The 19476-nt window shown below is 61.3% G+C and carries 19 protein-coding genes; 13 read left to right on the top strand and 6 right to left on the bottom strand.

The features are described 5' to 3' along the window. The first annotated feature begins 193 nt into the window (after positions 1-193). The 3 genes from ABVN20_RS14425 to ABVN20_RS14415 all read left to right on the top strand — a co-directional run bounded on the left by ABVN20_RS14425 (position 194) and on the right by ABVN20_RS14415 (position 3845). The gene (locus ABVN20_RS14425) at positions 194-1252 is read left to right on the top strand and encodes a PA0069 family radical SAM protein (protein ID WP_368556397.1); all 1059 of its coding nucleotides are present in this window, start codon (positions 194-196) and stop codon (positions 1250-1252) included. 243 nt (positions 1253-1495) lie between these two features. Further along, the gene (locus ABVN20_RS14420) at positions 1496-2227 is read left to right on the top strand and encodes a carbonic anhydrase (RefSeq protein ID WP_368556396.1); all 732 of its coding nucleotides are present in this window, start codon (positions 1496-1498) and stop codon (positions 2225-2227) included. Positions 2228-2318: 91 nt separating this feature from the next. Continuing rightward, positions 2319-3845: a SulP family inorganic anion transporter gene (locus tag ABVN20_RS14415; RefSeq protein ID WP_368556395.1), complete on the top strand. Its 1527-nt coding sequence runs from the start codon at positions 2319-2321 to the stop codon at positions 3843-3845. Between the two features lie 122 nt (positions 3846-3967). Here ABVN20_RS14415 and ABVN20_RS14410 read toward each other — a convergent pair whose 3' ends face one another. Continuing rightward, the gene (locus tag ABVN20_RS14410; protein ID WP_368556394.1) at positions 3968-4618 is read right to left on the bottom strand and encodes a hypothetical protein; all 651 of its coding nucleotides are present in this window, start codon (positions 4616-4618) and stop codon (positions 3968-3970) included. A 371-nt stretch (positions 4619-4989) separates the two neighbouring features. On the opposite strand from ABVN20_RS14410, the gene coxB reads away from it, so the two are divergent. The 4 genes from coxB to ABVN20_RS14390 all read left to right on the top strand — a co-directional run bounded on the left by coxB (position 4990) and on the right by ABVN20_RS14390 (position 9368). Continuing rightward, positions 4990-6117 (top strand): cytochrome c oxidase subunit II, encoded by a 1128-nt coding sequence (gene coxB / locus ABVN20_RS14405; protein ID WP_368556393.1) that lies wholly within the window; start codon positions 4990-4992, stop codon positions 6115-6117. An 82-nt stretch (positions 6118-6199) separates the two neighbouring features. Next, positions 6200-7786 carry a cytochrome c oxidase subunit I gene (gene ctaD, locus ABVN20_RS14400; protein WP_368556392.1) on the top strand — a complete coding sequence of 529 codons (1587 nt, stop codon included), beginning with the start codon at positions 6200-6202 and terminating at the stop codon, positions 7784-7786. 117 nt (positions 7787-7903) lie between these two features. Beyond that, positions 7904-8455 carry a cytochrome c oxidase assembly protein gene (locus tag ABVN20_RS14395; RefSeq protein ID WP_368556391.1) on the top strand — a complete coding sequence of 184 codons (552 nt, stop codon included), beginning with the start codon at positions 7904-7906 and terminating at the stop codon, positions 8453-8455. Positions 8456-8480: 25 nt separating this feature from the next. Beyond that, a complete protein-coding gene (locus ABVN20_RS14390) occupies positions 8481-9368 on the top strand; it encodes a cytochrome c oxidase subunit 3 (protein ID WP_368556390.1) in 888 nt (295 codons plus the stop codon). A 64-nt stretch (positions 9369-9432) separates the two neighbouring features. Here ABVN20_RS14390 and ABVN20_RS14385 read toward each other — a convergent pair whose 3' ends face one another. Further along, positions 9433-9636 carry a twin transmembrane helix small protein gene (locus ABVN20_RS14385; RefSeq protein ID WP_368556389.1) on the bottom strand — a complete coding sequence of 68 codons (204 nt, stop codon included), beginning with the start codon at positions 9634-9636 and terminating at the stop codon, positions 9433-9435. Between the two features lie 71 nt (positions 9637-9707). Here ABVN20_RS14385 and ABVN20_RS14380 point away from each other — a divergent pair, with 71 nt between their 5' ends. The 5 genes from ABVN20_RS14380 to ABVN20_RS14360 are packed head-to-tail and all read left to right on the top strand — an operon-like array spanning position 9708 to position 13616. Beyond that, positions 9708-10448 (top strand): SURF1 family protein, encoded by a 741-nt coding sequence (locus tag ABVN20_RS14380; protein WP_368556388.1) that lies wholly within the window; start codon positions 9708-9710, stop codon positions 10446-10448. After that, a complete protein-coding gene (locus ABVN20_RS14375; protein WP_368556387.1) occupies positions 10414-11007 on the top strand; it encodes a hypothetical protein in 594 nt (197 codons plus the stop codon). The genes ABVN20_RS14380 and ABVN20_RS14375 overlap by 35 nt, the downstream gene beginning before the upstream one ends. Positions 11008-11017: 10 nt before the next feature. After that, positions 11018-12097, top strand: coding sequence for a heme A synthase (locus tag ABVN20_RS14370; protein ID WP_368556386.1), 1080 nt, complete (start codon positions 11018-11020; stop codon positions 12095-12097). Then, positions 12085-12984, top strand: a complete 900-nt coding sequence (gene cyoE / locus ABVN20_RS14365) for a heme o synthase (RefSeq protein ID WP_368556385.1) — start codon at positions 12085-12087, stop codon at positions 12982-12984. Before ABVN20_RS14370 ends, cyoE begins: the two co-directional genes overlap by 13 nt. Beyond that, complete coding sequence (locus ABVN20_RS14360; RefSeq protein ID WP_368556384.1) at positions 12981-13616, top strand: SCO family protein; 636 nt, start codon at positions 12981-12983, stop codon at positions 13614-13616. The genes cyoE and ABVN20_RS14360 overlap by 4 nt, the downstream gene beginning before the upstream one ends. Positions 13617-13801: 185 nt before the next feature. Here the strand turns inward: ABVN20_RS14360 and ABVN20_RS14355 are convergent, their stop codons facing one another. Genes ABVN20_RS14355 through ABVN20_RS14345 form a run of 3 tightly spaced genes read right to left on the bottom strand, consistent with a single transcriptional unit; the run spans position 13802 to position 16278 of the window. Continuing rightward, positions 13802-14572 (bottom strand): MetQ/NlpA family ABC transporter substrate-binding protein, encoded by a 771-nt coding sequence (locus ABVN20_RS14355; RefSeq protein ID WP_175375757.1) that lies wholly within the window; start codon positions 14570-14572, stop codon positions 13802-13804. A gap of 24 nt (positions 14573-14596) precedes the next feature. Then, complete coding sequence (locus ABVN20_RS14350; RefSeq protein ID WP_368556383.1) at positions 14597-15271, bottom strand: methionine ABC transporter permease; 675 nt, start codon at positions 15269-15271, stop codon at positions 14597-14599. Then, positions 15271-16278, bottom strand: coding sequence for a methionine ABC transporter ATP-binding protein (locus ABVN20_RS14345; protein WP_368556382.1), 1008 nt, complete (start codon positions 16276-16278; stop codon positions 15271-15273). Before ABVN20_RS14345 ends, ABVN20_RS14350 begins: the two co-directional genes overlap by 1 nt. Positions 16279-16522: 244 nt before the next feature. Here ABVN20_RS14345 and katE point away from each other — a divergent pair, with 244 nt between their 5' ends. Then, positions 16523-18661, top strand: a complete 2139-nt coding sequence (katE, locus tag ABVN20_RS14340; RefSeq protein WP_368556381.1) for a catalase HPII — start codon at positions 16523-16525, stop codon at positions 18659-18661. A gap of 92 nt (positions 18662-18753) precedes the next feature. Here katE and ABVN20_RS14335 read toward each other — a convergent pair whose 3' ends face one another. Beyond that, positions 18754-19470 carry a PA5502 family lipoprotein gene (locus ABVN20_RS14335; RefSeq protein ID WP_368556380.1) on the bottom strand — a complete coding sequence of 239 codons (717 nt, stop codon included), beginning with the start codon at positions 19468-19470 and terminating at the stop codon, positions 18754-18756. Positions 19471-19476 lie beyond the last annotated feature (6 nt).

Below are 19476 nucleotides of genomic sequence, written 5' to 3'. Positions count from 1 at the left end.
CGGAACTTCGTGCAAGTTGGATACTACTGATCAACCTAACTTTCCAGCTACTCGCTTTATGTTTCCCGCAGTTGCAACGCTGACAACTAACGAGGTCGCTTGACGCTCGGATATCGACCGGAACGCCGAACGGCACTGGCCGATTCACGAAGCCTCCGATACTGTATGCATATACAGATAAGAGTGTTACCCGATGAACACGCCTCTACCTCCCCGCGGTCGCGGCACCGCCACCAGCCCGCATAACCGCTTTGCGCCGAACCGTTCGGTGGCGCAGGACGACGGCTGGTATCAGGAAGCCCCGCTGACCCAGGGCACCGAAGTGCGAATCGAGACGGCAAAAACCATCATCACCCGCAACAATTCCCCTGACCTGCCCTTTGACCGCTCGATCAATCCCTACCGAGGCTGCGAACACGGTTGCATCTATTGCTACGCGCGGCCCAGCCATGCCTATTGGGACCTGTCGCCAGGGCTGGATTTCGAAACGCGACTGATCGCCAAGAGCAACGCCGCCGACGTGCTCGAGGAGCAACTGAGCAAACGCGGTTATCAATGCGCACCGATCAATCTGGGCTCCAACACCGACCCCTATCAGCCGATCGAACGCGAACACCGGATCACCCGCAAGACCCTCGAAGTGCTGCTGCGTTACCGTCACCCGGTGACGATCATCACCAAGGGCTCGTTGATCCTGCGGGACCTGGATCTGCTGGCCGAACTCGCCGAGCAACGCCTGGTGGCGGTGATGATCAGCCTCACCACCCTGGACGATGAACTCAAACGCATCCTTGAACCCCGTGCCGCCGCTCCCAAGGCGCGGCTGCGGGCGATCCGCGTGATGCGCGAGGCCGGCATCCCCGTGGGCGTGCTGTGTTCGCCGATGATCCCAATGATCAACGACTGTGAACTGGAAAGCCTGCTGACCGAAGCCCACGCGGCGGGAGCGCAAAGCGCGGCGTACATGATGTTGCGCCTGCCGCTGGAAGTGGCACCGTTGTTCGAGGAATGGCTGGCAGCCCACTATCCCCAGCGAGCCACCCATGTGTTGAGCCTGATCCGCCAGAGCCGGGGCGGTGAGCTCTACGACAGTCGGTTCGGCAGCCGGATGCGTGGCGAAGGGCCGTTTGCCGACCTGCTGGCACAACGTTTTGCCAAGACCATCAAGCGACTGGGGCTGAACCGGCGGGAGGGGTTCAATCTGGACTGCACGGCCTTTTGTCCGCCGGGTCGCCAGATGTCGCTGATTTGAGGACAATTGGCCTATGGTTTATGAGTGGGAACGCGCGAAAATTTCAGCCCGGTCACCTTTACCGTGATCTGGAACGCACGTTCTAGAGCCCTTGATTCAGTTTGAGTTAAGTTTCGGCGGCTACCTTGTTCATCGAGTGACTGACGGGTCGAGATTTCTCGCCTGGACGTTTTTTAAACAGCCACTGGCTTCACACCGGACAAAACGGGAAAATTCCCTGACTCCGCCAATGAGGAAGACTTCATGAGTGACAAGGATAAACAGCCTCTGGCTGCATCGGCTTCGGCCCCTCCTGAGGCGGAAACCGCCGATGCAGCGCTGCAACATATCGTTGACGGCTTTTTGCATTTTCATCACGAGGTTTTTCCGCAGCAGGAAGAACTGTTCAAGAAACTCGCCACGGCGCAATCACCGCGGGCGATGTTCATCACCTGCGCCGACTCGCGCATCGTGCCCGAGCTCATCACCCACAGCTCGCCGGGCGACCTGTTCGTCACGCGTAACGTCGGCAACGTCGTGCCGCCCTACGGGCAGATGAATGGTGGTGTTTCCACGGCCATCGAATACGCGGTACTGGCGCTGGGCGTGCAGCACATCATCATTTGCGGCCACTCCGATTGCGGTGCCATGCGCGCGGTACTCAACCCCGCCAGCCTGGAAAAGATGCCCACGGTAAAAGCCTGGCTGCAACATGCCGAAGTGGCCAAGACCATGGTGCACGACAACTGCAACTGCACCGACGAAAAAGAGACGATGCATGTCCTCACCGAGGAAAACGTCATCGCCCAACTGCAGCACTTGCGTACCCATCCCTCGGTAGCCTCGCGCATGGCGAACGGTCAACTGTTCATCCATGGCTGGGTCTACGACATCGAAACCAGCAAGATCAAAGCCTACGACGCGGAACAGGGTGACTTCCTGCCGCTCGATGGTAGCCGACCGATTCCGGTGGCGACGCCCAAAGCGCGCTTCTAACGCCTCCTAAAAATCCGTGTGGTTTGACGCCGGCCGCTGTTTCAGCGGTCTGGCCTTGCCACGCCTGAAGAAAACTTCGGGGAGAATCACCATGCGTGCAGCGCAACTCAAAGCTGTTCTGCCACGGGAGCTGTTGGCTTCGGTGGTTGTGTTCCTGGTCGCCCTGCCCCTGTGCATGGGCATCGCCATCGCCTCCGGGCTACCTCCGGCCAAGGGCCTGATCACCGGCATCATCGGCGGGCTGGTGGTGGGTTGGCTCGCCGGTTCACCCTTGCAAGTCAGTGGCCCCGCCGCCGGTTTGGCGGTGCTGGTGTTCGAACTGGTGCGCCAGCACGGTATCGCCATGCTCGGGCCGATTCTGTTGCTGGCTGGCTTTCTGCAACTGGTGGCCGGGCGCCTCAAGCTGGGCTGCTGGTTCCGGGTGACGGCGCCAGCCGTGGTGTACGGCATGCTCGCCGGGATTGGCGTGCTGATCGTGCTGTCGCAGGTGCACGTGATGCTCGATGCCGCGCCGCAAGCGTCCGGGCTGGATAACCTCGCAGCCTTTCCGGGGGCCGTCGTTCAGGCGCTGCCGTCCATGGGCTGGCAGGCCGGTCTGCTCGGGTTGTCGACGATTGCCGTGATGTGGCTGTGGGAGAAATTTCGTCCTCACACCCTGCGTTTCATTCCCGGTGCCTTGCTGGGTGTCGGGTTGGCCACTGCTGCCAGCCTGATCCTCGCCTTGCAGGTCAAGCGGGTGGAAGTCCCGGCCAATCTCGCAGAGGCCATCGACTGGCTGAAGCCTGCGGACCTGCTCAACCTCGCCGACCCGACCCTGCTGGTCGCGGCCCTCGCCGTCGCCTTCATTGCCAGTGCCGAAACCTTGCTGTCCGCCGCCGCAGTGGACCGCATGCACAGCGGCCAGCGCTCGGATTTCGACCGGGAACTGTCGGCCCAGGGTGTCGGCAACATGCTCTGCGGCCTGGTGGGCGCATTGCCCATGACCGGGGTGATCGTACGCAGTTCGGCCAACGTTCAGGCCGGTGCCTCCACCCGGTTTTCGACGATATTCCACGGCCTGTGGCTGCTGGCGTTCGTGTTGCTGCTGTCGAGCCTGCTGCAAAGCATCCCGGTGGCGAGCCTGGCGGGGGTGCTGGTCTACACCGGCTTCAAGCTGGTGGACCTCAAGGTGTTCCGCGGCCTGGGCCGTTATGGGCGGATGCCGATGTTCACCTACGCCGCCACGGCGCTGGCGATCATCTTCACCGACTTGTTGACCGGCGTGTTGATCGGCTTCGGCCTGACCCTGGTGAAACTGGCACTGAGGGCTTCGCGCTTGAAGATCAGCCTGATCGACTTGCCCGGCGACGGTGAAATGGAGTTGCGCCTGGTGGGTGCGGCGACCTTTCTCAAGGTGCCGGCGTTGACGCAGGTGCTGGGCACCATCCCGGCGGGTGCGCGGGTGCATGTGCCGCTCAACAACCTGAGCTACATCGATCACTCGTGCCTGGAGTTGCTGGAAGAATGGGGACGGGCCAATGCGGCCAAGGGGTCGAGGTTGTTGATTGAGTCGCGGGGGTTGAAACGCAGGTTGGAGGGGCGTGTGCGGACTACGGTCGGCGTCGGTTCGGCGGGATAACGACACCCTGTGGTCTCTGTGGGAGCGAGCCTGCTCGCGATGGCGATTGATCATTCAACATTGATGTCGATTGATATGACGCTATCGCGAGCAGGCTCGCTCCCACAGTTTTGTGCGTTTGATCAGACGGCAGTCTGATCCAGCTCAAGCCCCACACCCAAACGGCGCGACATGCACGGCCAGCGCTTCCAGGCGGCGCCGGTGTCCGGGCTGCTGAGTTTTTCACGGTAGGCTTCCACCGACTCCAGCGCGAAGCTTTCGTCGTCGAGCATGTTGTCCACCGCGTGGTGCACCACTTCATCCAGCTGGTTGGCAAATGCCTCACCGATCAATTGGTGGGCGATGAGGTTGGCGACAGTCATGTCCAGGGGGATCAGTGGCTGGCCAAAATGCTTGATGTACAGGTCGTTGACCTCTTCGACGAACCGATGCGCCAGGTAGGCCTCGTCCAGCAGGCTGTCGAGCCCGACGTGGCCCGCCATGATGCCCGGCGGCTGGAGGAAGTACTGTTCGGCGATTTTCAGCACCGGTTTGATCTGCGACTCGATGCCCGCTTCCCTGGCGACTTCATTGGCTGCATCCAGCAGATCAGGCACCTCATCAATGTAGGCGGCGACAAAACGGGTCAGCACGCCCTGGGCATCCGCCTCCGGCAATTGGATCGAGGGATGCAGTTGAGGCAGTTTGCTTTCCAGCTGACGGGTCAGCAGGCCGGTATCGGCTTCGTGTTGTTGGGCTTTTTGGATCTGCTCGCGCAATGCGGCGGTGTTCATGAAAACTCCAGGAAACAAAGGCAATGAAATAGGGAAGACATAACTTAGCTGGCTCACGAAAACGCTTAAGACGCATTTGTCATAATTGTTTCACCCTTGAGACGGCATAGTTATAACCATTTGCCACCACTCGTCTGCATCCTTCTCCATCCGGGACCTTGAACGCAAGTCCCAGCTGTTTCAGATGATTTACGCCCCCACATTGCGAGGTCGCACTCGCTGTCTATACTCGGATTTGAATGGAGTTAGCTGATGACGCCCGACTGCCCACGCAGCAAGGCCCGGCGATTCAAGTTCGTAGTCTGATGCAGCCGCTCCCTTGCCGCAGGTGAAAGCCGGCGGGATAACAAGAACGATAAGGGGAACCCGCAATGATGCGACATCCACAAGTCTGGATGGGCCTCCTGTTGTGGTCGATTTTCAGTCCGGCACACGCCGCCTGGACTGTGAATATGGCGCCTGGAGCGACTGAAATCAGTCACGCTGTGTTTGACCTGCACATGACCATTTTCTGGATTTGTGTAGTGATCGGCATCATCGTCTTCGGCGCCATGTTCTGGTCGATGATCCTCCACCGCCGCTCGACCGGGCAGGTGGCCGCAAAATTCCATGAAAGTACCACCGTCGAAATCCTCTGGACCATCGTGCCGTTCCTGATCCTGGTGGCGATGGCGGTTCCCGCGACGGCCACCCTGATCAAGATGTACGACGCCAGTGAGCCGGATATCGACATCCAGATCACCGGCTATCAGTGGAAGTGGCACTACAAATACCTGGGCCAGGACGTCGAGTTCTTCAGCAACCTGGCCACGCCCGCCGAGCAGATCCACAACAAGGAAGCCAAGGGCGAACACTACCTGCTGGAGGTCGACAAGCCGCTGGTGCTGCCGATTGGCGCCAAGGTGCGCTTCCTCGTTACCTCCGCCGACGTCATCCACTCCTGGTGGGTGCCGGCCTTCGCGGTCAAGCGCGACGCGATCCCCGGTTTCGTCAACGAAGCCTGGACCCGCATCGACAAGCCGGGCATTTACCGTGGCCAGTGCGCCGAGTTGTGCGGCAAGGACCATGGCTTCATGCCGATCGTGGTCGAGGTCAAGGAAAAGGCCGATTACGACAAGTGGCTGGGCGAACGCAAGGCCGAAGCGGCGCAGCTCAAGGAGCTGACCACCAAGGAATGGACCCTCGACGAACTCAAGGAGCGCGGCGACAAGGTCTACCACACCACTTGCGTGGCCTGTCACCAGGCCGAAGGCCAGGGCCTGCCGCCGATGTTCCCGGCACTCAAAGGCTCGAAAATCGCGACCGGACCGAAAGATGCCCATCTGAGCATCGTCTTCCACGGCAAGCCCGGCACCGCAATGGCGGCGTTCGGCAAGCAGCTCTCGGAAGTCGATATCGCGGCGGTGGTGACCTACGAACGTAACGCCTGGGGCAACAACAAGGGCGACATGGTCACTCCCAAGGAAGTGCTGGAGCTGAAACAGGCGGAAAGCAAATGACCCGGTCTATTGCACATCCAGGTAACCGGTCGGGGCAACGCGCCCTGACCTGCCCAGCCCAACTGTTCGCAGGAGACAAGCCATGAGCGCCGTCATCGATGACCATGGTCATGCCGACCACGCCCACGGCCCCGCCAAAGGCCTGATGCGCTGGGTGCTGACCACCAACCACAAGGACATTGGCACCCTGTACCTGTGGTTCGCGTTTTCCATGTTCCTGCTCGGCGGTTCGTTCGCGATGGTGATTCGCGCCGAACTGTTCCAGCCGGGGCTGCAAATCGTCCAGCCGGAATTCTTCAACCAGATGACCACCATGCATGGCCTGGTGATGGTCTTCGGTGCGGTGATGCCGGCCTTCGTCGGCCTGGCCAACTGGATGGTGCCGCTGATGATCGGCGCACCGGACATGGCCCTGCCACGGATGAACAACTTCAGTTTCTGGCTGTTGCCGGCGGCATTCCTGTTGCTGGTGTCGACGCTGTTCATGCCGGGGGGCGGGCCGAATTTCGGCTGGACCTTCTACGCACCGTTGTCGACGACCTACGCGCCGGAAAGCGTGACGTTCTTCATCTTCGCCATCCACCTGATGGGGATCAGTTCGATCATGGGTGCGATCAACGTGATCGCCACCATCCTCAACCTGCGCGCCCCCGGCATGACGCTGATGAAAATGCCGCTGTTCGTCTGGACCTGGCTGATCACCGCGTTCCTGCTGATCGCGGTGATGCCGGTGCTGGCCGGGTGCGTGACGATGATGCTGATGGACATCCACTTCGGCACCAGTTTCTTCAGTGCCGCCGGTGGCGGTGACCCCGTTCTGTTCCAGCATGTGTTCTGGTTCTTCGGTCACCCCGAGGTGTACATCATGATCCTGCCGGCGTTCGGCGCCGTCAGCTCGATCATTCCGACCTTCTCGCGCAAGCCGCTGTTCGGCTACACCTCGATGGTCTACGCGACGGCGAGCATCGCCTTCCTGTCGTTCATCGTCTGGGCGCACCACATGTTCGTGGTCGGCATTCCGCTGGTGGGCGAGTTGTTCTTCATGTACGCCACGTTGCTGATTGCCGTACCGACCGGCGTGAAGGTGTTCAACTGGGCCAGCACCATGTGGCAGGGTTCGCTGACCTTCGAGACACCGATGCTGTTCGCGGTGGCGTTCGTGATCCTGTTCTCCATCGGCGGCTTTTCCGGGCTGATGCTGGCCATCGCCCCCGCCGACTTCCAGTACCAGGACACCTACTTCGTGGTCGCGCACTTCCACTATGTGCTGGTGCCGGGGGCGATCTTCGGGATCTTCGCGTCGGCCTACTACTGGATGCCGAAGTGGACCGGGCACATGTACGACGAAACCCTGGGCAAGCTGCATTTCTGGCTCTCGTTCATCGGCATGAACATGGCGTTCTTCCCGATGCACTTCGTCGGCCTTGCGGGCATGCCGCGGCGGATCCCGGATTACAACCTGCAATTCGCCGACTTCAACATGGTGTCGTCGATCGGTGCGTTCATGTTCGGCACCACGCAGATCTTCTTCCTGTTCATCGTGATCAAGACCATTCGCGGCGGCCCGCCAGCACCGGCCAAACCGTGGGATGGGGCCGAAGGCCTGGAGTGGAACATCCCGTCGCCGGCGCCGTATCACACCTTCACCACGCCGCCGGAAGTGAAATGAACATTGACTGCCTGACATTAACCTCTGTGGGAGCTGGCTTGCCTGCGATGAAGCTGACGCGGTGTGCCAGATACGCCGCCATCGCGGGCAAGCCCGCTCCTACAGGGATTTCTGATCATGGCTGACTCGATTTCGCTGAAAAAACTGGTCACCCGCCTGCTGCTGGTGGTGGTGGCGATGTTTGTCTTCGGGTTTGCCCTGGTGCCGATCTACGACGTGATGTGCAAGGTCTTCGGTATCAACGGCAAAACCGCCGGGCAGTACGAAGGGGAGCAGATCGTCGATGCTTCGCGGCAGGTACGCGTGCAGTTCCTGTCGACCAATTCCGCTGACATGTCCTGGGATTTCTACCCCAAACAGGATGAGCTGACGACCAACCCCGGGGCGGTGAACGAGATGATCTTCATCGCGCACAACCCCACCGACCACCCGATGAGTGCCCAGGCCGTGCCCAGCATCGCGCCGAGCGCCGCGGCGGCGTATTTCCACAAGACCGAATGTTTCTGCTTTACCCAGCAAGTGCTGCAGCCCGGTCAACGGATCGAGATGCCGGTACGTTTCATCGTTGACCGTGACATGCCCAAGGATGTGAAGCACCTGACGCTGTCCTACACGCTGTTCGATATCACCGCCCGACATCCACCGGTAGCCGTAAACACTGGCGGTTGAGCGTGCCCGATAAGGAGAACAATAAATGGCAACTCATGAGCACTATTACGTACCGGCCCAGAGCAAGTGGCCGATCATTGCCACGGTCGGCATGTTCGTCACCGTGTACGGCCTGGCGACCTGGTTCAACGACCTGAAGGCCGCCCGGCCGGAATCCCACGGCCCACTGATCTTTTTCGTCGGTGGCCTGCTGCTCGCCTACATGCTGTTCGGCTGGTTCGGTACGGTGGTGAAGGAAAGTCGCGCGGGCCTGTATAGCGCGCAGATGGATCGCTCATTTCGCTGGGGCATGAGCTGGTTCATTTTCTCCGAAGTCATGTTCTTCATCGCCTTCTTCGGAGCGCTTTTCTATATTCGCCATGTGTCCGGGCCCGCCCTGGGTGGCGAGGGCAGCAAAGGCCTGGCCCATATGCTCTGGCCGGGTTTCGAGTTCACCTGGCCGCTGCTGAACAACCCGGACTCCAAACTGTTTCCGCCGCCCAAGGAAGTCATCAGCCCCTGGGGCCTGCCACTGCTCAATACCGTGCTGCTGGTCAGTTCCAGCATCACGCTGACGATCGCCCACCACGCGTTGAAAAAAGGCCATCGTGGCGCACTGAAACTGTGGCTGGCGATCACCGTGCTGCTCGGCTGCGCATTCCTTGGCTTCCAGGCGGAGGAATACCTGCATGCCTATAACGAACTGGGCCTGACCCTGGGTTCGGGCATCTATGGCGCGACGTTCTTCATGCTCACCGGCTTTCACGGTGCGCACGTGACCATCGGTACCATCATCTTGTTCGTGATGCTGATGCGCATCCTGCGCGGGCACTTCGACAACGAGCATCAGTTCGGTTTCGAGGCGGCGAGCTGGTATTGGCACTTCGTGGACGTGGTGTGGATCGGCCTGTTCGTTTTCGTTTATGTGCTTTGACAGCAGCTGCGAGCTTCGAGCTGCAAGCCTCAAGGTTGAAGCGCTTGCAGCTCGTAGCTCGTAGCTACCACGAAACGTGGGACACCAACTGACCGCTGAAAAAGCCCCAGGCGATCAAGCCGACGGTGATGGCGGCCAGGGCCACACGAACACTCAAGGCAATGACCAGGCGGTGCGAGCTGCTGTCGTCCTTGACCAGAAAAAACAGGCCGCTGAACAGGCTGACAACCGTGGCAATCAGCATCAGGACGATAGCTGCCTTGAGCATGGGGAACCTCCGGGGGGAAAGGCGATGCAGTTGAGTATAGCTATCGCGACCAACGACTTTCTGGCCACGCCATGAAGCGCTTCCGGCCGGGTGTCGTACCGACGGTGGTGGTGGCGCTGCTGTTGCCGCTGCTGGTGTCGCTCGGCTTCTGGCAGCTGAGTCGCGGCGCCGAAAAAACCGCGTTGCTGCACACCTACACCGAGCGTCGCGCCAGCGTCCCGATGGCCAGCGTCGAGCTGCAACACAGTCCCGACCCGGCCTTCCGCCGGGTGCGCCTGCATGGACAATTCGACGCCGCCCACAGCCTGCTGCTGGATAACCGCCAGCGCGATGGCAAGGTCGGCGTGGAAATACTGCAACCCTTCCAGGACCAGGCCACCGGGTTGTGGTTGCTGGTCAATCGTGGCTGGGTGCCGTGGCCGGATCGCCGTACGCCGCCGCAGTTCACCACACCTGCCCAGCCGCAGAACCTCGAGGCCTGGGTCTACGTTCCGCCCGGCGCGGCTTTCCAATTGCACGCCGACCCGACGACCAACACCTGGCCGGAACTGGTGACCGTCGTCGATCCGCCCAAGCTCTGGGCTGCGCTGGACCGTGAAGGGTTCGCCTACGAGTTACGTGAAGAAAGCGGCCCTGCGTCCTACCAGGCCGACTGGCCGGTGATCGCCACCGGCCCGGAGAAACACATCGCCTATGCCGTGCAGTGGTTCGCCATGGCGATCGCCCTGTTCGGCCTCTACATCTACCTCGGCTGGCACAACGCAAAGGAGAAACACCATGGGAGCGGCCATGAATCCACCCAGCATGTCTGAGGCAAAAGGACCGGTGAACCGGCGCAAGGGTCGCGTGCAGTTGTTGTTGATCCTGCTGGGGGTGATCGGGCCGATGATCCTGGCGACCGGCATGTACAAATTGCAGTTCTGGGTGCCAGATGGACGCAGCTATCACGGCGAACTGATCGGCAACGGTCAGACCCGCGCCGACCTCGGAGTGCAGGCGCAGGACGAACGCTGGCAATTGTTGGTGACTGCGCCGAAGGACTGCTCCGTGGACTGCCAGCAACTGGTGTATCTGGCACGGCAGATTCAGATCGGCCTGGGTCGCGACGCCTCGCGCGCCAGCCATGCACTGGCCGCCGCGCAACCGCTCAACAGCGACTATGAGGCCAAGCTCGGCCGCGAATACCCGCAGTTGCAACGCTACCCCATGGACCTGACCACGTTCAGCAAAACCACCGGCGACCAGAGCATGCCGCAACTGTGGATCATCGACCCGCACGGCAACCTGGTGTTGCGCTATGACCCGACGGTGAAAGGCAAGGATCTGCTCAACGACCTGCGCCATCTGCTGAAACTGTCGAACATCGGATAAGGGCATCGTCATGGCCAAACCTGGATTTCGCCTCGCGCTGTTTGCCACCCTGCTGGCGCTGGTCGTGGTGCTGCTCGGCGCCTACACCCGCCTGACCCACGCCGGCCTCGGCTGCCCGGACTGGCCCGGCTGCTATGGCTTTATCAGCGTGCCGAAAAGCGAAGCCCAACTGGCCCACGCCGAGCTGCATTTTCCCGACTCGCCCGTGGAAGCGCACAAGGGCTGGAACGAGATGATTCACCGCTACTTCGCCGGTACGCTGGGGCTGCTGATCTCGGTGCTGGCGGGGCGTGCCTGGGTCAATCGCCGCCATCCGGGACAACCGCTGAAGCTGCCGTTGTTTCTGTTGGCCGTGGTGATTGCCCAGGCCGCGTTCGGCATGTGGACGGTGACGCTCAAGCTGTGGCCGCAGGTGGTCACCGGGCATCTGCTCGGTGGTTTCGCCACGTTGAGCCTGCTCTTTCTGCTGACCTTGCGCCTGTCCGGCGTACTGCCGGCGCTGACCGTGCCCCGGCGCCTGCAATACTGGGCGACCGCCGGGTTGTTGCTGGTGATCCTGCAAATCGCGCTGGGGGGTTGGGTCAGTTCCAATTATGCCGCCGTGGCCTGCATCGACTTTCCCACCTGTCACGGCCAATGGCTGCCACCGGCCGATTTCGCCAACGGTTTCCACCTGACCCAGCACATCGGCCCCAACTACCTGGGCGGGCAACTGGACAGCGACGCACGCACGGCGATTCACCTGACTCACCGCATCGGCGCCTTGCTGGTCACCCTGGTGCTGTTGGGGCTGGCCTGGCAGTTGAAGGTCGTCGGCATGACACGCCTGGCCGCGCTGGTGCTGATCGCGCTGGCCACGCAGATCACCCTGGGCATCAGCAACGTGCTGTTTCACCTGCCGCTGCCGGTGGCCGTCGCCCACAACGCCGGGGGCGCAGCGCTGTTGCTGACCCTGGTGCTGGTCAATTACCACGCGCGCACCAGCCTGGTCCGGGTCAAGCAGCCAGCCTTCGAGCGCTGGCGCTTCAGCCCGCGTAAACACTGCGCCGCGCCCATTACAATAAAAGGAGAGATGCCATGGCGACTCTGACTGGCGCACGACACAGCCAGGCGATCTGGCGTGATTATCTGGAACTGACCAAGCCGAAAGTGGTGGTGCTGATGCTCATCACTTCGCTGGTGGGCATGTTCCTCGCGACCCGCGCCGGGGTGCCATGGACCGTGCTGGTCTTCGGCAACCTGGGCATCGCCCTGTGTGCCGGCGGCGCCGCGGCGGTCAACCATGTGGTGGACCGACGGATCGACGCCGTGATGGCCCGGACCCACAAGCGCCCCTTGGCCGAAGGCCGGGTTTCCCCGACGGCGGCGTTGACCTTCGCGCTGATCCTGGCGTTGTCGGGCCAGGCGTTGCTGCTGGCCTTCACCAACGCGCTCACCGCCTGGCTGACCCTCGCCTCCCTGCTCGGCTACGCGGTGATCTACACCGGTTTTCTGAAGCGTGCGACGCCGCAGAACATCGTCATCGGCGGCCTGGCCGGAGCCGCACCGCCACTGCTGGGCTGGACCGCCGCCACCGGCCACATCAGCGCCGAACCGTTGCTGCTGGTGCTGATCATCTTCGCCTGGACCCCACCGCACTTCTGGGCCCTGGCCATTCACCGCAAGGAGGAATACGCCAAGGCCGACATTCCGATGCTGCCGGTCACCCATGGCGAGCACTACACCAAGATTCACATCCTGCTGTACACCTTCGCCCTGCTGGCGGTCAGCCTGATGCCCTATGTGATCCACATGAGCGGCATGCTCTACCTGATTTGTGCGCTGGGCCTGGGCGCGAGGTTTCTGCAATGGGCCGTCGTGTTGTACCGTGGCACTCGACCGCACGCGGCGATCAACACGTTCAAGTACTCTATTTACTACTTGTTCCTGCTGTTTATCGCGCTACTCGTAGACCACTACCTACTGTTGAACCTATGACTCGAACCCAGAAAACCGTCTTCATCCTCGTCGCCCTGATCGCGCTGGTCATGGGCCTGACCATCAATAAAGTGCTGTCGAGCAAAGGCCAGGGTGACCCCACGGCGTTGATCGACGCCGGGATCATCCTGTTGCCGCAGAGCCGCACCTTGCCTGACGTGACCATGACCGATCAGGACGGCAAACCGGTGGCGGTCAACGAGCTGGAGGGCAAGTGGTCGCTGCTGTTCCTGGGTTACACCTTCTGCCCGGACATCTGCCCGACCACCCTCGCGCAACTGCGCCAGATCAAGAGCGAATTACCACCAGAGGCAGTGAGCAAACTGCAGATCATCCTGGTCAGCGTCGACCCCAACCGTGACACGCCCAAGCAGCTCAAGCAGTACCTGGGCTACTTCGACCCGCAGTTCCAGGGCCTGACCCCGGCCTCGGTGGACGACATCCAGAAACTGGCCAACGCCGTGAGCATCCCGTTCATTCCAGCCGACACCAGCAAGCCGAACTACACCGTGGACCACAGCGGCAATCTCGCGGTGATCGGCCCGGACGGCAAGCAACGCGGCTTCATCCGCGCCCCGCTGAACAACCAGAAGCTGGTGGCGCAGTTGCCGGTGATGTTGGAGCGTAAGTAAGCAATACATCTCCCCCTGTAGGAGCGAGCACGCTCGCGATGGACTTCAGAACACCGCTGGGCATCAGACCTCCAGCGTCATCGTTCACGTCCATCGCGAGCATGCTCGCTCCTACAGGAGGTCTGTATTGCAGGCACAAAAAAGGGGCGCATTCAATGCGCCCCTTTTTTGTTACGGCTCGGCAATCAGAACGCAGGCACCACGGCACCCTTGTACTTCTCGACGATGAAGGCTTTCACTTCCGGGCTGTGCAGCGCGGCGACCAGCTTCTTCATGTCTTCGCTGTCCTTGTCGTCAGGACGGGCGACCAGGATGTTCACGTACGGCGAGTCGCTGCCTTCGATGACCAGCGCGTCCTTGGACGGATCGAGCTTGGCTTCCAGCGCGTAGTTGGTGTTGATCAGCGCCAGGTCGACCTGGGTCAGCACGCGCGGGATGGTCGCGGCTTCCAGCTCACGGAACTTGAGGTTCTTCGGGTTCTCGGTGATGTCCTTGACGGTCGACAGGATGTTGTTCGAGTCCTTCAGGGTGATCACGCCAGCCTTGGCCAGCAGCAACAGCGCACGGCCGCCGTTGGTGGCGTCGTTGGGAATGACCACGGTCGCAGTGCTTGGCAGTTCATCGAGCTTCTTGTACTTGCTGGAGTACGCGCCCAGCGGCTCCAGGTGCACGCCGGCCACGGACACCAGGTTGGTGCCCTTGGCTTTGTTGAACTCATCGAGGTACGGCTGGTGCTGGAAGAAGTTGGCGTCCAGGCGTTTCTCGGCCACCTGCACGTTCGGCTGAATGTAGTCGGTGAAGACTTTGACCTTCAGGTCCACGCCTTCCTTGGCCAGGGCTGGCTTGACGAATTCGAGGATCTCCGCGTGCGGCACCGGGGTGGCCGCCACGGTCAGGGTGTCGGCGTGGGCGGAAAAGGCTGCAACGGCAGCGAACGCGACGAGTAGTTTTTTCATTCAGCTAACTCCTTGAGTACCCGCTTACTTGCGGGAGAAATGCACGACCAACTTATCGCCAACCGTTTGCAACACTTGAACCAGTACCAGCAACAACACCACGGTGACCACCATCACGTCGGTCTGGAAGCGCTGGTAACCGAAGCGGATCGCCAGGTCGCCGAGGCCGCCCGCGCCCACCACGCCGGCCATCGCCGTGTAGGAAACCAGTGTAATCGCTGTCACCGTAATTGCCGCGAAGATGCCCGGACGGGCTTCCGGCAGCAAGGCATTGGTGATGATCTGACGGGTCGTCGCGCCCATGGACTGGGTCGCTTCGATGATGCCGCGGTCCACTTCACGCAGGGCGGTTTCCACCAGGCGCGCGAAGAACGGCGTGGCCCCCACCACCAGCGGCGGAATCGCACCGGCGACACCCAGCGAGGTGCCGGTGATCAACACGGTGAACGGGATCATCACGATCAACAGGATGATGAAGGGCAGCGAACGCAGGATGTTCACCACCAGCGACAACATCGCGTAAATGCCTTTGGCTTCGAGCAATTGGCGCGGGCTGCACAGGAACAGCAGCACGCCCAACGGCAGGCCCAGCAGTACGGTGAACAGCAGCGAACCGCCGAGCATCAGCAGGGTGTCGCCGGTGGCCAGCCAGATTTCGAACCAGTCGATATTGGCGAAGAAACTTGTCAGGGCTTCCATCAGCGCAGCACCTCCATGTGGACGTCAGCCGCGGTGAAGCGGGCAAACGCCGCCTCCATGTCGCCGCCGGTGACCGCCAGGGTCAGTTGCCCGTAAGGGATGTCTTTGATGCGGTCGATACGACCGGCCAGGATGCTGTAGTCCACGCCGGTTTCCCGCGCGACGGTACCCAGCAACGGCGCGTAGGTCGCTTCGCCCTGGAAGGTCAGGCGTACGATGCGACCCGGCACATGAGCGAAATCGTCGCGCTGCTCGCCTTCGTCGATCTGCTCGTCTTCCTGGACAAAACGCTTGGTGGTCGGGTGCTTGGGATGCAGGAACACTTCGGCCACCGAACCCTGCTCGACGATCACGCCGGCGTCCATCACCCCCACCTGGTCGCAGACGCGACGGATCACGTCCATTTCGTGGGTGATCAGCACGATGGTCAGCTTCAGCTCACGGTTGATCTCGGCCAGCAATTGCAGGACGGATGCGGTGGTCTGCGGGTCGAGGGCGCTGGTGGCCTCATCGCACAGCAGGATCTTCGGCTTGGTTGCCAGGGCGCGGGCGATGCCGACACGCTGCTTCTGGCCACCGGACAACTGCGCCGGGTATTTCTTCGCATGGTCGGACAGCCCCACCCGCGCCAGCAACTCGGCCACGCGCTGGTCGATCTCGCTGCGCGACAGCTCGCCGGCCAGGGTCAGCGGCAACGCGACGTTGTCGGCCACGGTCTTGGAAGCCAGCAGGTTGAAGTGCTGGAAAATCATCCCGACCTGCTGACGGAAACGGCGCAGGCCATTGGCGTCGAGCGCGGTGATTTCTTCGCCGTCGACGATGATCTTGCCGCCAGTGGAATTCTCCAGGCGATTGATCAAACGCAGCAGGGTACTTTTCCCCGCACCGGAATGACCGATCAGGCCGAAGACCTGACCGTTCTCAATCGTCAGACTGGTCGGGTGCAGGGCGGGAATATCCTTACCGGCGACGCGGTAGGTTTTATGGACGTTTTGAAACTCGATCACGTAGCGAACCTTGTGGGGCGCGTTGGAATGGGATCAGCGGTTAGCCGGGCGCGCATTTTAGCCTGTCCGTATAGAGGTTATTAGCATTTATTCCGCATTCAACCTTCGATTTGGCAATAACACGACCGGAAGTCATAAAAAAGGAACGGCTAAAACCCTCATCAGTCACTGATTAACAACTCGATAAATGCCAGGTGCCGTGCCTGGACGCATGTTCCCACGTCTGACGAGGAGTTTACGACTGATGACTACCAAGAAACCTGCCGCCCCGAAAAGCGCACTGGCCGGGACCGAAACCCTGGATCGAGGCAACACCAATGCCAAGCTCGAAGCGCTTGAAGAATTCCGCGCCGACGCCACTCGACAGGCCCTGCGCACCAACCAGGGCGTGAAGATCGCAGACAACCAGAACAGCCTGAAAGCCGGCGCTCGTGGGCCGTCGCTGCTGGAAGACTTCATCATGCGTGAAAAGATCACGCACTTTGACCACGAACGCATTCCCGAGCGCATCGTTCATGCTCGCGGCACCGGCGCCCACGGTTTCTTCCAGACTTACGAGAACCATTCGGCGCTGACCAAGGCCGGTTTCCTGCAGGATCCCGGTAAAAAAACCCCGGTGTTCGTGCGTTTTTCCACGGTACAAGGCCCACGCGGATCCGGCGACACGGTGCGTGACGTGCGGGGTTTTGCCGTGAAGTTCTACACCGACGAGGGCAACTTCGACCTGGTGGGCAATAACATGCCGGTATTCTTCATCCAGGACGCGATCAAGTTTCCGGACTTCGTGCATGCGGTCAAACCCGAGCCGCACAACGAAATCCCTACGGGCGGCTCGGCCCATGACACCTTCTGGGATTTTGTCTCGCTGGTACCCGAAACCGCGCACATGGTCATCTGGGCCATGTCCGACCGCGCCATTCCGAAAAGCCTGCGCAGCATGCAGGGCTTCGGTGTGCACACCTTCCGGCTGATCAACGCCGAAGGCAAATCACGCTTCGTCAAATTCCACTGGCGCCCCACCGCCGGTACGTGTTCGCTGGTGTGGGATGAAGCACAGAAGCTCGCCGGCAAGGACACTGACTACCATCGCCGCGACCTCTGGGAAGCCATCGAGATGGGCGACTACCCGGAATGGGAGTTGGGCGTGCAGGTGGTCGAAGAGGAAAACGAGCACGCCTTCGAGTTCGATATTCTCGACCCGACCAAAATCATTCCCGAGGAAATCGTGCCGATCGTGCCGCTGGGCAAGATGACCCTCAACCGCAACCCGGACAATTTCTTCGCCGAAGTCGAGCAAGTCGCCTTTTGCCCGGGCCATATCGTGCCGGGGATCGACTTTTCCAACGATCCGCTGCTGCAAGGTCGGCTGTTCTCCTACACCGATACGCAAATCAGCCGACTCGGTGGGCCGAACTTTCACGAGGTCCCGATCAACCGTCCGCTGGCACCGTTTCATAATGGCCAACGCGACGCCCAGCATCGCAGCACCATCGACAAGGGCCGTACCTCCTACGAACCGAACTCCATCGACGGTGGCTGGCCGAAAGAAACACCGCCTGCGCCACAGGACGGTGGCTTCGAGTCTTACCCGGAACGCATCGACGCCGCGAAGATCCGTCAGCGCAGCGAGTCGTTCAGCGACCACTTCTCCCAGGCCCGCCTGTTCTTCCACAGCATGAGCCCGCACGAACAGGAGCACATCATCGCGGCCTACAGCTTTGAGCTGGGCAAGGTCGAACGCGAGTTCATCCGCGCGCGGGAAGTGAACGAGATTCTCGCCAACATCGACCTGGAACTGGCCAGACGTGTGGCCGAGAACCTCGGCTTGCCAGCACCAAAGGCCGGAACGGTGGATGTCCCGGCATCGTCCCTGGAGCGTTCGCCAGCGCTCAGCCAGGCCAATCTGCTGCCCGGTGATATCAAGACCCGCAAGGTCGCGATCCTGGCAGCCAACGGCGTCGATGGGGCCGCCATTGATGCGATGAAGAAAGCCCTGAAAGCCGAAGGTGCACACGCCAAGCTGCTGGGGCCGACATCGGCTCCGGTCAAGACGGCCGATGGCAAGGCACTGCCGGTGGATGCGTCGATGGAGGGATTACCGTCGATCGCCTTCGACGCGGTGTTCGTGCCGGGTGGCGCGGCGTCGATCAAGGTATTGAGCGGGGATGGCGTGGCGTTGCATTACCTGCTTGAGGCCTACAAGCACTTGAAGGCGATTGCCTTGCAGGGCGAGGCGAAGCAGTTGCTGGATGTGTTGAAGCTTGAGGCCGATGCCGGATTGATCGTCGGCGCGGATGCCAAGTTGGCCAAGGCGTTCATTGCGGCGATCGGGCAGCATCGGGTCTGGGAGCGGGAGCCGAAGGCCAAGGGGGTTCCGGCCTAGATTTGTATTGACTCGACTGGCGCTATCGCGGGCAAGCCCGCTCCTACAGCGATCATGAAATCCCTGTAGGAGCGGGCTTGCCCGCGATGCTTTCAGGGTTTACGCGGACTCAGGACAACCTGCGCCGGCACGCTGCGCAAAATTTGCTTCTGCAGGTTCAGGTCAAAATCCGCATCCAGCTTCTTCACCCGCTTGGTCAGCAAGGTCGCCAGCCACGGGTAGTCATCGGTGCGCGGCGCCTGGATGCTCACGTCACAGTCATAATTCACCACATCGGCGGCGATGGCGTCCAGTTGACGGCGAAGTTTGCTGATATCCGTGAGGTTCAACGCAACAGTGGTGCTTTCGGCCGTCGGATCAATGACTTTCGCCGCCGGCTTGGCTTCGGCCGCCTTGAGCGCTGCTTCGGCCTTGTCCAGCTCGGCCTTGCGCGCATTGACGATGGCGTTGTTAACCCCGCCGGTCAGCGCCGGAGCCTTGGGCATCAGCGCCCGCGCACGGCTCAAGGCGGTAGCGGCGGCATTGACGTCGCCCTTTTGCAGCACGATCTGGCTGCGCCGCAGATAGGCTTCAGCCAACTGCCGCTGGTACTGCTCGAGTGATTGATCGTTGGGGGTTTCGGCCTGCAAGGCCGCCAACTGGCCTTCAGCGGTCGCCAGTTCGCTGCTGGCAAGGCTTTGCTCGAGCTGCACGATGGCCGCAGCCCGCGCATCAGTGGCCTCGGTGGCCGCCGGTGGCGTGCTTTGGCAGGCACCCAGTAGCAGCGAAAACGCGACAAGGAGCAGATAACGGGAGGCGAACGGCTTCATTCCTGC

Origin of the sequence: Pseudomonas sp. MYb118, assembly GCF_040947875.1 — a bacterium.
In the GTDB taxonomy this organism is placed as follows: domain Bacteria; phylum Pseudomonadota; class Gammaproteobacteria; order Pseudomonadales; family Pseudomonadaceae; genus Aquipseudomonas.
The sequence above is the reverse complement of the archived record's forward strand: the minus strand, read 5'-3'. Positions and strand labels throughout refer to the sequence as shown.